The organism is Paraburkholderia sp. BL18I3N2 (assembly GCF_003001875.1).
GTDB lineage: Bacteria > Pseudomonadota > Gammaproteobacteria > Burkholderiales > Burkholderiaceae > Paraburkholderia > Paraburkholderia phytofirmans.
The window spans coordinates 1-12,392 of sequence record NZ_PVNC01000015.1; the positions used below are offsets into that span (position 1 = coordinate 1).

Below are 12,392 nucleotides of genomic sequence, written 5' to 3' on the forward strand. Positions count from 1 at the left end.
GAGGGATTCTGCGTCATATGTCCACCTGTCAATGAGTGGACATATGCTGCGCGATCAAGACTCAGGAAACCATGTGCGCTTATTTCACCGCTTACCATTCAGAAGGGCCATGGCCGCCGATGCCGCAATCGGACCAAAATACCCTTTCGCGGCATCGACCAGCAGTGGGGAACTCGTTGCCGCAGAGAGTACGGCATGGCAAACGGCCGAATCGTCGATCGCAGCAACAATGTCACCGGCAAGGGGATCCAGGAGAGGAAGCGATAGTCGCTCCCCCAGTCCCGTCGCGTCTTCCCCCGCCGTACGCGCCACGCTCCACGCCACGCACGCATTGAGCAGCATCTCATGCGAAAACGATACCCGCCCCGCCCGGCGTATCAGTATGCCTGCCGTGAACAGCGCATCGCACTGCGCAAAGCTGAGGCCTTCAGCATGCATCAACTCATCGAAGCTAGCCTCGGCCACCGAGAATGCGACCCGCTCGTGGAGCATGCCAGCCAGTCTTCTCAGACCAAACAGTCCCGCACGCGCATCCTGTCCCAGGCGCTTGCGGATGAACTGGTCTATCAGTAGCAGGCGCGTAGCGTCAGCTGTCAGGTCGGTACCGATCTGTCCCACGAGGCGGGCCTCGATCCCTGACCCTAACCCCCGAAGTACGTCCAGCGCGACCGGGCTCAAGCGTCCACCTGACGACATTGCTATCCGTTGCTTGAGATCGAGCGTCGGGCGCGCGACCTCGATGCTTCTCAAGCCATTCAACTCCACAGGTCGGGTATCCTGCCCGGTGACGATGAGCAGCGCTCCCATGCGTCTCGCCAGCGCCCGAACGCCACGAATGGCCTCCGTCATCAAGGTACCAAATTCATTGATACCATCGATCACTAGAAAGACCGGATGGTCGGAGCGGGCTACAGCGAGATAAAGGTTGCCGGGCAAGTCATCGACGAGCAGGCCAACCTCCCGACGCAGACTATCAGCCCACGATCCGACAAAGTTCTTTGCCGCAAGGAAGAACACCGGATGCCCCTGCCCCGCCAGTTTGCTAACCAGCCACTTCGCCATCAGCGACTTCCCACAACCTGATGGGCCATGGATGTAGCAGCCTGCGTTGGCGACAACGGCTTCCAATAGCCCGTCGCGCTGGCTTTCCGTCTCTGGCAACCATTGCCTGCCGGCAGGTCCATACTCCGACACCATCGCGTCTCGATAGCGCCGCAAGAGTTCGGACGTCTCCTGCATCTCTGCACTGCCTGTGACCTCCACCAGGGTCACCGCGGTCAGCTCAAACTTTCGCGCAAACGCCCGCCAATCAGCTACCGTCCAAGGTGATGTTCCCGTCAGTCTGAGTTGCTTAGGAAACACGTCGATTGTCGTCACACGAGCCTTGAAGTTGCCAGGCGTGACCTCGGATCCCTCCGGGAGAGGACTCGTGAACACCACGAGTCCATCGGGGTGAAAACTCCCCACGGGCTTGATTGCCTGCATTGCGTCGCGAACGCGGTTTTTTGCCCCGACCGCCTGCTGATAAGCGTTGGTGTAGTCGGTCCATTCGCCGGAAGCTGACAACCGCGCCCAAGCCCCATTCAGATCACCGCGAAGGGGAAGTTGACTGGCCTTGATTTCCACGACGGACACAAAATTGTTCGTCGCGACTATGCAATCTATTTGCCGACCATCGATCTCGATATTGGCAAGAACAACCGCATGGAGTCCCTGATCACACAACCATGACAGGGCGGACGCAATGAACTTGCGCTCTGAGGCATGCTCGATCTTCCCCCCAACGTAGATCTCGGTGTTCGTTGAATTCTCGTTCATAGGAAACGTCAGCAGACACTCAGCGGCATCGGCCCGTCTTACATGACCGAGACGTCGACTTGGCCCACGCGGCCATCGGCGTCCCAATCGACCGCGCCGGTGCCGATAAACACAACCTGTACGGACGGGTTGCGCTTCTTGAAGTCTTCGGTCAGATACCCCTCAGCTTCGTTGAACTCGACAATGAACTCCTCGTCTCCCCACCGTTTCAGGCGATAAAACGTCAACCCGCCAGCAAACGAGATTTTCACATCGTCGCCCAACCCCTCTAACTGGCGTTTCAGATCGCCAACCGTCAGTTCACTCATATTGTTTCCAGTTGAAGTGCTTGATTGGAAGAAATCCGCTGACTGGAGAATAGCACCGCAACTCTCTTTTTCGGCCTTTGACGGCGTGGAGCATTGGCTGCTCCCGTCACGTCAAGGGGCCCAGTCGTCGCGCCCGCAAACCCGCGTCGCGTCCCGGGTCCGCAGTTCTTTCGGAAACGAAAAAAAACGAAAATACCGGGATCGTGCGCGAAACGGATACGACAACGTCGTCGCCGGCACAACGGGCTCTGCCAGGCAGTGCATTCGCATAACTTTGGAATGCTGCACCGGATTGCTTGCTAGCTCCCCCTGGAACCGTTGCCGCATTCGCTTGTTTCCTGATACTGTTCTGCGCGAGAGCGACGAGGTTTACCCCAATCCAAATATAGAATTCCCATGGGACCGAGCGGCGAGGCCAAATCCACAGTGCGTGCACCGAGCGCGCCCAACCCGGCAACGAAACGCAACACCAGCGACCCCGGCGACGCCACGGAGCGCAATTTCCGGTATCAGCATGCGTACGGGGTCATGCTTATGGTTGCGGCCCGGCTCGGGACGCGACCGTACACCGCGCTGTGGTGCGAACATCATGAGGACTTTCTCGCCGAGGACAACCAGGGCGTCTTCGATGCATACCAGATCAAGACATCACGCCCCGAACGCGGCGCCTGGAACCTGGCCGATAGCGAACTGACAAGGTCGATCGGGCGTTTCGTTGATCTCATAGCGGAATTCGGCGACCGGATTGGTCACGTCTACTTCGTCTCCAATACAGAGTTCGACGAACCAACGCCAGCGAGTACGGACCAGAAACGACGCGGGCGCAGTCCACGTCTATTCCTCGAGCATATCCACCAGTGCCCCAGCAGGGCCGAAATATCATCGCCCTTTGACGACGCTTTCGACGAACTACTGGCCACCTGTGGCTGTGAGGTCGACGAATTGCTTCTCACCCTGCACCGCATGGATCTGATTCTCGGTCCGTCGCGTGGCGAGTTCGATGCCGCGTTGTCACACGAACACATTGCCCGGCTGCCGATCTGCCGCGAGCTCATCGCTGAACAGCTCGATACATTCAGGGACAGCCTAGTTGCACTCGTCCATCGGGCCGCGTCCCTTCAGGTGAGCGACCCCATCAGGCATTTGCGTGCACTCATCGATCCTGTGGATCCCGATCCAGTCCTGCTGGCCAAGCGTATCGACATCGCACAGTCGCTGCTGGCTATACCTTCGTCAGCCGGGAAGCCCTCCTTCCGGTTTCCGGGCAAACCGACGATCGATCTCAATGCCGGCCTGAAGACCAGCGTGCTTGAACAGAAGCTCGTTGCCGCTGGATTGTCAGAGGATGTTGACTACATGCTTGCGCGAGCACGTGCGGCCGAATATAACCTGCTCGAAGAAGCAACCCGATATCCTGAAAGGTTCCCCGAGCGACTCCAGCAGATTGAGCAGCGCGTGCACGGCGAACTGTCTGAAGCCAATCTTCGCGCGCGCCAGCGCGGGATACCCTACGGTCCCTCCATGCTGATTGACGTCCAGGATCGTCTTCGAGACCTTGCCTCGCAGCACGCGGGAGAAGTCTGCAACCAGAGCTATGAGTGTCTTGTCGGCGTCGCAGGCCTGCTGACCGGGGAATGCCGGACATGGTGGGGCCCACGGTTTCCGGTCAGTTCGGACGCACCATGAAGCAAGTCAATCCGACACGCAGCAGCTGTGATGCTGTGTCTCATGCCGAGCGATCCCGATGAGTCTGCGCCTGATCAAAGCGGTTGCCGAAACTGAAAATATGGATGATTTTCATCTCGCGCGCCTACTGGTCTTACTGTGGAGCGCCGATGCCAGAAAATCAACGGCACTCACCAAAGCCAAGGCTGTGGAAGGTATCACCAAGCTCGCAAAGCTCGACTTCCTGCTGCGCTATCCCACCTGCCTGGAACGCGCGCTGTCCAAGCTCGGACTCGATGCCAGCCTTGCAGCTGTCCACCCGCGCGAGCGCACCTCTATCGAGACAAAGATGGTCCGGTTCCGCTACGGCCCCTAGGATGGACGCTATCGGCGCTGGCTCGGCCTGCTGGCCGCTCGCGGCCTCATTACGCTTGGCCTGCAGGGCAACACCGTGCAAATCGGACTCACCCCCGCTGGCCGCGAACTTGCCGAAGGATTTCGCGCCGATCCCATGTACTCGGACCTCTCTCGACGTGCCGACGTTGTTCTCAAGTCAGTGGGCGCGATGTCAGCAACACGACTCAAGGATTTCGTCTACGAGGCGATTCCCGAAATTGTGGACATGAAATGGGGCGAAGAAATCCAGCCCTATTGATCAACTTCTCACAAATGTTTGCGTTTGATCCAGGACGTGTACACGCATGAAATTCCGCTTGCAATCTCTCATCCTCGCATTGCGGCGAGACACCGTCAAAATTGAATTTGCCGACGTCAGCTACTTCTGGGGGCAAATGGGCGCGGGCAAGACCAGTATTGTCCGACTGGTTGACTACTGCCTCGGCGGTAACATTCAGTTGACCCCCGCTATGCAGAACGAATTCGAGGGCGCGACGCTTGAGTTGACACTGGCAGGCGGCACGCTTCTCATCGAGCGTCCTCGCGACGCTGACCGTGTTATCGCAACATGGAGCGAAGACGGCAGCGACTACCAGTTGACCCTCCCGGCGCGCAAGGCAGAGGGTGAAGTATTGCCTGGCACCGACGTCGAGAATCTCTCCGACCTCCTGTTCAGGCTCTCCGGCATCAAGGCGCCCAAAGTCCGCAAAAGCAAGCTCAAGGACGACAGCGACAGTGCCCGCCTCTCGATACGCGACCTGATGTGGTACTGCTACCTGGATCAGGATGAAATCGACAGCTCGTTCTTTTATCTCGACGAAGATGCGCCGTTCTACATGCGTAACAAGAGTCGTGATGTATTGCGATATGTGGTCGGGTTCCATGACGAGCATGTGGCCGAACTCGAGGCGCAACTCGATCAGCTGCGCGGCGAGCGACAGGCACTGAATGCCACAATTGGGGGGCTCGCCCGCGTACTGACGGACACGGGGGTCGAGTCGGAGCACCAGATTCAGACCCGCATCACCCATCTTCGCTCCCGCGCCGCAGGGCTTGGCGACAGGATCGACAGTGCCCGTGCGTCGGTCGACAGCGAACGGCAGACAGCACACGCTGCAGACAGTCTGCGTGAGCAGGCGCGCTCGCTGGGCGAGGAACTCGCGCACATCGACGACCAGTGCACAAGCCTTTCTGAAACACGGGAACGCGACCAGCGACATCTTCACGAAATTGAAACCCTGACGCTGAAGTTTCGACGCTCGGCCTCGGCAAAAGCCATCCTCACTGGTGTCGCGTTCCATTCCTGTCCGCGCTGCACACAAACGCTGCCTGAGCGTCCGGCTGGATGTTGTAGCGTCTGTGGACAGGTGGACGATGTCGGCGCCATCGACCCGACCGAGATGGCACTCGTCGAGCGCGATGTCAGGGCGCGGATCACAGATCTGACGGCTGTGCTGGCGCACACCGACAACGAACTGTCGACGCTGCGCACGAGGCGAGACATGATCCTGAAGCGCAAGGACCACATCGAGCGTGAACGCAATGAAGCGCTGGCCCGTTATGACACAGCGTATCTTTCCACCGTGATCACCTACGAGCGCGAACGGTCCGCCCTTCTGCAGGAAGCAGACAATCTCGCCGGCTTGGCACGACTGCCCAGGATGCTCGAACAGCAACGCGCTCACCTGGCGGAAATCGTTACGCGCGAACAGACTGTCCGGGAGCAGCTCAAGGCTGCGCGCGCTGCGTCACAAAGCGATACGACCAATCTCGACCGGCTGAAGGTGCTCTTCCTCGACTGCCTGGTTCGTGCTGGCGTGCCAGGAATCACTCGGGACGATCGTGTCGAAATACCTTTGCCCTCATTCTTCCCAGAAGTGTACGGATCGGAACCGGGGGATCATGCAGTTACCAGCTTCGCAACACTGAGCAGCGGTGGCAAAAAGACGCTGTTCAAATGCTGCTTCGCCGTCGCCGTACATAGACTGACGGCCGAACTCGGTGCGCCGTTACCTGAGCTGCTGATAATCGACTCACCGATGAAAAACATCAGCGAGCGTGAAAATCGCACGCAGTTCGAGGGGTTCTACCGCATGCTCTATGAACTTGAGCAGTCCGAGTTTCGTGGCATCCAGCTCGTTCTGATCGACAAGGAATTTTCGCCCCCCGCGCCCGCCCACGAGTTCACTCTCATCGAACGCCACATGCGTCCGGCCGATCGCGCGTTCCCGCCGCTCATTCCGTACTACAGTGGCAAATAACCGCACCGGCGAACAATTCACGCCGCAACGGCCAGGCGCAGCGACCGCTACTGGCCACACCACGATGGCCGGCGCCGACGGTTGGGACCCGTCCCTGCCGCTATCCTCCCGAGTCGTCATTCTCAGGGATTCCCGCGATCGCGGCTCGCGTGATGCCCAACCGTCGCCGCCTGCCAGTTGCTCTAGACCGTCACCATGAGGAGCAAACCTAACAGTGCGGACGGCTGCGACTGCAGGTTCCGGATCGCGCCGGCAACCACCTCCTGGGCGTCTGCTTTCTTCAGCTTCAGCCGTCCGGTCGCGAGCGCGGCAGCAAACTCCAGCGAGGCCGCGCCATAAGGGTGAGCATGACGCGCAAAAATCTTGACGAGAAACTCTTTCATCAAGGTACTCAGGTGCGGGCTGGCCGAATAATCCAGTTCCGACGGATGTGCCGCCCTGAGCATGCAGGCCTGCAACAGGTTGTCGTTGAACCTCAGGAAGTTTTCGGGGGCGAGCACGACGGACTCGTATCCCGTTGGCCGAAGCTGGTTTGATGCGATCTTCAGGTCCCGTGCAGCCTGAAGCACGGACGACACGGCGAGGTAGGTCGCCGCCGGGGTTACCTCGGCAAGCCGGTCCTTGAACGCATCACCAAAGAACAGAAAACCATCGGAGAGTCCAAGCGGCGTTCCATCGCTTTTCGGCAAGAAACCATCATAGGCGACGCCGACGCCTGTGGATAACGCTGTCAGGGACTGGTCCGCGATCACACTGTCGACGACGTCGGCGGCCGGAACAGCAATGTCAGCACGCGCCGCTAGTTCGACAAGATCGCGCCATGCGCTGTCGCTGCCATCCGGACCGACCGGCAATACAAGCCACGATGAGAACCCGTACCGACGATGCGTCGTGTTGCGCTCGAGGAACTGACGCAACCGCTCCCAGGCCTCCCCGGTCTGCGGCAGCCCGACACCGGCGAGAAAATGACGAGGAAGTGCTGGCGATACGAACTCTCGCAGATCCCTGCTGATTTCGCGCAGAAGCCCACCGTCGCCAGCGACCGCAGTCACCACGAGCACCCCTTGTGCGGCCGACAGCGAAGCGCCATCGAGCTCGTTGTATCCAATGATCGTGGGGCGTGCTCCTTTGGCCTGCTCGATGATATCGGCCGCAAGCGCTGCGATCGCCTCCGATCCGACGTCATTGGTGAAGACGATGTGATCGATCGCGATCGAAACACTCCACGGAATCTCGGCCATGAGCCAGCCATGAAATTTTTCGCTCGAGGCGACCCGGCCAGCATCGATACATACCAGCTTCGAGGCGTTTTGCCCCGGAGGAACGCAATTGATGGCTCGTGTCCCGTCGATACCGAATTCCTGCAGAATCCGGATCAGATCCTTCGGCGTATGTGGTTGCCCCAGAGTGACCGAACGGGGCGGCTTCGCCTTGGAAGAAAAGTGCTCGCCAACAAGCTCGATTTCGGTTTCGGTGCCATCGGAGAGATGCGCCGCGTAGATCTCATCGACCTGATCAAGCGGTATCAGCACCATCCCCTTTCGGTCCACAGCGCTGGTATCGATGAGCGTCAACACTCTTTTGTCATCGAACCCCTGATTCCCGCACAGTTTCCGCGCCATCCCCCCAGTGGTCGACGCCGAGACGACGACAACATACGGTTCCGCGGGAGGGGAAAGTTCACTCAAGGCGCCGTAGGAGTGGAAACTGCGAATACGTGCAGTTGCTCCAGCGATATCCAGTGCCTCACGCACGAAGGGATAGATGCTCATCGTGTCCACGAAAACGGTCTGCACGTCGCGCAGCAAACCGGGCGCAAACGCACGGCACAGGGAGCGTCCAACAAAGCACAGTTCGGGTTCACTGACCGGCAACTCGCGTGCCTGGATGAACACCTTGTTGATCGTGCCGGAAGGATGCTTGAACACATGGCCCGCAGGCGCCACCTGGACCACCGGATTGTCCCTAACCAGCTGCCGTAGCCCCTGCTCGCAAAAATCGTCGACAGGCAGGTCGAACGAAGACGAAGACGGCTGCGAATGTCCGGACGGTTCGAGCCTCAGCCCGTGCGCGTCCCACGCGAAGAAGTAATAGCTCTTGACGTAATGAACACCCTCCCGCGCGCCACGCGCCATGAAGTTATCGCGCTGGTCAGTCGAGGTCGACCAGTATTCGCACAGACGCCGGCACAAGTCCGGGCTGGACAGGACGACCACGCAATCCGGCAGCGTCTCGGACAGCTTCAATGCCGTCTGAAGTTCATCGAAGAATTCCAGGTCAGTGATTGATGACCGGTCATCAAAAAAAATGCATCGCGCATCAACGCCCGTCCCGGAGCTTCGACACGTCCCCGAGGCCACAAAGGAATATGATTTTTTCATGGTGTCTTGCGCAACGGAACAAGCAGCGTAATGACGGCGCCGGCTACCGGCGCGAGCTCACCGGGCGCCCAGTCAGAAAAGTCGAAAAGGTCGCGGTCTTCGACCCGATCGAAGACGTTAAACACTGCATGCCGCCCAGACCGGATTCTGAGCAGTCCGCCGATCTGTTTCAGCTCGGACAGCACCGCCGGCAAACCGCCGCCTGCGCCTGCTTCGCGTTTTTTCGAGGTTACATTCTTTCGCAAACAGCTCACCAGGGCCGTCCGCTCATCGGCACGGCTGAGTTCCTCGGTCGCGCGCCCCGTTGCCCGGCTTGCAAAACCGGGACCTGAATCGAAGAAACTCAGCTGCAGACAACGCAACGCGCGGGTCGCGCCGCCACGTGCCGGAGACAGCTCCTCATCCCAGAACCGCGTCAGCCTCGGATTTCCCTGAAAGTCACGGCCAAACATCGCTTCATCCATCTGCGTCCAACTGACGATCAACCCTTCCACGTGTGCAGGGTAGAAAGCACCCCGGTGATCCCGGATTGCGTGCTCCTGCGTGTTTCCAAACAACTCACTTGCAAAAATGCTGCAGGCCTTCAGAAAACTGTCTGGCACGAGGCTCGCGTCATCCTTGCTGATCTGCTCACTAAGCGCACGAAGCAGCTGGTGCATCCCCTCGCTCTTCTTCACGGCATCCGATCTTCGTGCCGTAAAGAGCGGACGCAGGTACTGGACCCGTGACCCACTCACGCAGGTCAGATCGATACATCTCCCTTTGATGATTCGAGACAATTCCTGGGCATCCGAGCTTTGCATCTTCTCCGCAGCGCGCGCCAGCGCGATCCGTCGGGGCACAACGGTTTCTCCGACCTTGACTCCGTCAGCAAGTCTGAGTGCTGCAATCCCGGGTGCGTAGTCACACAACTCCGACAACACTGTCTCGACGCTGTTCGCAGAATGAAAATGAAGATAGGGTTCCAGGGAAGAGCGCGCCCAGGTTAGCAGTAGTTGAAGACGTGCAGCATCATGCAATGCGCCCTTCCGCTTTCCGACACTATCCTTGTTCAATTGAAGCGGAGCGCCGGCAGCGTCGCTCACAGCGCGCAGGGCCGCCTCCGTATCGCCAAGCGTGTCCAGCTCCGAAATGACCAATGGATTCATCTAATGTGCACCATCCGAATAAATGTCAGCCTACGCACAGCGACCATCAGTCACTACCGGAGCGAGCTTCACTAGCGGCAAGCAGTTCCCTGATTTTCGGCTCTGGCTTCCAGTAGTTAGGGCCCTTGAGAAATTTCCCATTGGCATCGTATATGGGATTACCATCCGCGCCGAGCTTGCTCTCGTTACTGTCCATAATGATATCCAGCACCTGCTCCAACGGGATACCGTACTTGAGCGCTTCGGACCGACAGTAAACGATCACGTCGCCCAACAGATCGGCAATGGCGACAGCGATATCGAGTTTGTCCCCGCCGCTGTCTGCTGCGTTGACGATGTCATCGATCTCATGCACCTCGTCGAGCAATGTCGCCTTGAATTTCTTCAGGCGATCGGATACGTCCTCGGGAACGACGGCAGCGTCATGTGCCGGCAGTCGATACATGGCGTTCATCAGGGCTATTCGTTGCGCGAAAGTCTTCTGCATGATACGGCTCCAGGATTCTGAGATCTGCCCGCATAGCGGGTGCACCCGGTCAAAATATCCGGTCAGTTGAGCATCTTACAATGCCGGCGACTGACGATCACAATCCCGCCGTGGCAGATCCGCCGGAAGTCTGTCCCGGGCGACAATTGGCGCTGCGCCACCACCCGGATGGCGGCAATGCCGAATCGGCCGCCTTTCGCATTGCGGCTGCCGGGGCGGACGAACCCATGTCTACCTCGCCCCAGCTTGAATGCGGAACGGGAAGTCCATCCGCGGCATCTTGCCGCTTAGTGCGCCTCGCCTCGACGGACGTCAACCCATGTCGCACATTGTCAGACAGGCCGTGAGGCTCGGCACCCGATTGGCACCCGACGCGGCCCGTTTCAATCCGAACTGTGATACCGCGCACAACGGCCTCCACCACGGCCACAGCACTGACACGTAACCGTCGCCAACACGCCATCGACGCAACGACGTCAAATTACTCCGGTACGTGACATCTCGCCCCCTCGTTCCTTCGGAAGTCTCACTCGCGGGTTGCCTTATGCGCATCCGCTCATGATCAGAGCGAGGGCGCCGCCGACCGCGATCGGACGCCTCCCGACGCTCACGCATCGGGACCGGGCTTTCGCGCTGCGCGTCGAACCGCGTCCCCGCGTCTCGCCCCTGTCGGGCATCAATCCCTGGCGCAGCAGTCAACCCCGGTCATCTTCCAGTCTTCCAGTTATACCCCTGCCCGGTCAACCCGAGGCCCGGCATGCATCCGGCTCCCAAGTTCCCGCCCTTGACCCGCGACCGTAGCCAATAGCGGACTGGCGTCAAGGGGCGAGGGACCGTGTTGCCCGCACCCCTCCCTCGCCTCTTTCCTTGACGCCAGTCCGCTATCGGCTCCTCAAGTCGCACGGGCGGGAACCCGGGAACCTGGCGGCAGCAAAGCCAACCCCGAGTTCCACCGAGAGATGTCCAGCCACAACGGCAAGTCACATCCCGTCGCCCGGTTCAGGTCCTCAACCTTGACTTTGGAGATTGCCATGCAACTCGCTTCTTCTTTCCGTTACGGCTCCCCGATGCTTCGCGCCGACTCCCCCCTGTCGGACGACCAGATTCGCCGCATTGCCCCCTCCATCTTCGCGGACGGCAAACACGAAAGCCGCTCCGAACGCTACACCTACATTCCGACCATCGACGTGCTGCGCGGCCTGCGCAATGAGGGTTTCGAACCCTTCATGGTCTGTCAGACCCGCGTGAGGCACGACGACCGTCGCGAGTACACGAAACACATGCTTCGGCTTCGTCACGCCGACCAGATTAGTGGCGAGGAGGCCAACGAAATCGTGCTGCTGAACTCGCACGATGGCACCAGCAGTTACCAGATGCTCGCGGGCATGCTGCGCTTCGTGTGCCAGAACGGCATGGTGGCAGGCGACAACGTCGCCGATATCCGCGTCCCGCACAAGGGCAACATCGTCCAGAACGTGATCAACGGCGCATTCGACGTGCTCGACGGTTTCGACCTGATCCGCGAGCAGAAGGAAGGCATGCGCGCTGTCACGCTCAACCGCGACGAACAGCAAGCGTTCGCCCGTTCCGCACTGGCGCTGCGCTACGACCCGACCGACGCGGAGGCCCCGACCCCGGTCACCGACAGCCAGTTGCTCGCTCCGCGCCGCTTCGAGGATCGGCGCGACGACCTCTGGACCGTCTTCAACCGCGTCCAGGAGAACCTCACCAAGGGCGGCCTGCATGGACGTTCGCGCACGGGGCGCTCGATGTCCACCCGTCCCATCACCGGCATCGACCAGAACGTGAAGCTCAACCGCGCCCTCTGGATGCTCGCGGATGCAATGCGCCAGATGAAGGCATAGCAACGACAGGGGCGAGAAATCCGCTTCCATTCATCATCCGTCAGGATTCCTCTCCGGGTCGAG

Annotated in this window: 10 protein-coding genes; 5 read left to right on the forward strand and 5 right to left on the reverse strand. The window is 59.7% G+C overall.

The annotated features are described in order from the left end of the window. Nucleotides 1-84: 84 nt before the first annotated feature. Together B0G75_RS29030 and B0G75_RS29035 are read right to left on the reverse strand one after the other, a co-directional pair. Complete coding sequence (locus B0G75_RS29030; protein WP_106313483.1) at nucleotides 85-1,818, reverse strand: NERD domain-containing protein; 1,734 nt, start codon at nucleotides 1,816-1,818, stop codon at nucleotides 85-87. Between the two features lie 38 nt (nucleotides 1,819-1,856). Beyond that, nucleotides 1,857-2,126, reverse strand: a complete 270-nt coding sequence (locus B0G75_RS29035; protein ID WP_106313484.1) for a hypothetical protein — start codon at nucleotides 2,124-2,126, stop codon at nucleotides 1,857-1,859. 396 nt (nucleotides 2,127-2,522) lie between these two features. On the opposite strand from B0G75_RS29035, the gene B0G75_RS29040 reads away from it, so the two are divergent. The 4 genes from B0G75_RS29040 (at nucleotide 2,523) to B0G75_RS29050 (ending at nucleotide 6,448) form a co-directional block, all read left to right on the forward strand. Next, nucleotides 2,523-3,812, forward strand: coding sequence for a dsDNA nuclease domain-containing protein (locus tag B0G75_RS29040; protein WP_106313485.1), 1,290 nt, complete (start codon nucleotides 2,523-2,525; stop codon nucleotides 3,810-3,812). Nucleotides 3,813-3,870: 58 nt separating this feature from the next. Continuing rightward, on the forward strand, nucleotides 3,871-4,167 hold the full coding sequence (locus B0G75_RS41515; RefSeq protein ID WP_258194751.1) for a hypothetical protein: 297 nt from the start codon (nucleotides 3,871-3,873) through the stop codon (nucleotides 4,165-4,167). Between the two features lie 75 nt (nucleotides 4,168-4,242). After that, nucleotides 4,243-4,446, forward strand: a complete 204-nt coding sequence (locus tag B0G75_RS41520) for a hypothetical protein (RefSeq protein WP_258194752.1) — start codon at nucleotides 4,243-4,245, stop codon at nucleotides 4,444-4,446. Between the two features lie 46 nt (nucleotides 4,447-4,492). After that, nucleotides 4,493-6,448, forward strand: a complete 1,956-nt coding sequence (locus tag B0G75_RS29050; protein WP_106313486.1) for a hypothetical protein — start codon at nucleotides 4,493-4,495, stop codon at nucleotides 6,446-6,448. A gap of 182 nt (nucleotides 6,449-6,630) precedes the next feature. Here B0G75_RS29050 and B0G75_RS29055 read toward each other — a convergent pair whose 3' ends face one another. The 3 genes from B0G75_RS29055 to B0G75_RS29065 are packed head-to-tail and all read right to left on the reverse strand — an operon-like array spanning nucleotide 6,631 to nucleotide 10,464. Next, a complete protein-coding gene (locus B0G75_RS29055) occupies nucleotides 6,631-8,829 on the reverse strand; it encodes a hypothetical protein (protein ID WP_146142548.1) in 2,199 nt (732 codons plus the stop codon). Further along, nucleotides 8,826-9,977, reverse strand: a complete 1,152-nt coding sequence (locus tag B0G75_RS29060; RefSeq protein WP_106313488.1) for a hypothetical protein — start codon at nucleotides 9,975-9,977, stop codon at nucleotides 8,826-8,828. Before B0G75_RS29060 ends, B0G75_RS29055 begins: the two co-directional genes overlap by 4 nt. A 46-nt stretch (nucleotides 9,978-10,023) precedes the next feature. Next, entirely contained in the window at nucleotides 10,024-10,464 is a 441-nt protein-coding gene (locus tag B0G75_RS29065; RefSeq protein ID WP_106313489.1) for a pyrophosphatase, read from the reverse strand. A gap of 1,031 nt (nucleotides 10,465-11,495) precedes the next feature. Here B0G75_RS29065 and B0G75_RS29070 point away from each other — a divergent pair. Next, nucleotides 11,496-12,329, forward strand: coding sequence for a DUF932 domain-containing protein (locus tag B0G75_RS29070; protein WP_106313490.1), 834 nt, complete (start codon nucleotides 11,496-11,498; stop codon nucleotides 12,327-12,329). Nucleotides 12,330-12,392 lie beyond the last annotated feature (63 nt).

Bases quoted from the DNA above. Each gene is read 5' to 3' on its own strand.
- B0G75_RS29030 (WP_106313483.1), bottom strand. From the start codon at position 1,818: ATGAACGAGAATTCAACGAACACCGAGATCTACGTTGGGGGGAAGATC.
- B0G75_RS29035 (WP_106313484.1), bottom strand. From the start codon at position 2,126: ATGAGTGAACTGACGGTTGGCGATCTGAAACGCCAGTTAGAGGGGTTG.
- B0G75_RS29040 (WP_106313485.1), top strand. From the start codon at position 2,523: ATGGGACCGAGCGGCGAGGCCAAATCCACAGTGCGTGCACCGAGCGCG.
- B0G75_RS41515 (WP_258194751.1), top strand. From the start codon at position 3,871: ATGAGTCTGCGCCTGATCAAAGCGGTTGCCGAAACTGAAAATATGGAT.
- B0G75_RS29050 (WP_106313486.1), top strand. From the start codon at position 4,493: ATGAAATTCCGCTTGCAATCTCTCATCCTCGCATTGCGGCGAGACACC.
- B0G75_RS29055 (WP_146142548.1), bottom strand. From the start codon at position 8,829: ATGAAAAAATCATATTCCTTTGTGGCCTCGGGGACGTGTCGAAGCTCC.
- B0G75_RS29060 (WP_106313488.1), bottom strand. From the start codon at position 9,977: ATGAATCCATTGGTCATTTCGGAGCTGGACACGCTTGGCGATACGGAG.
- B0G75_RS29065 (WP_106313489.1), bottom strand. From the start codon at position 10,464: ATGCAGAAGACTTTCGCGCAACGAATAGCCCTGATGAACGCCATGTAT.
- B0G75_RS29070 (WP_106313490.1), top strand. From the start codon at position 11,496: ATGCAACTCGCTTCTTCTTTCCGTTACGGCTCCCCGATGCTTCGCGCC.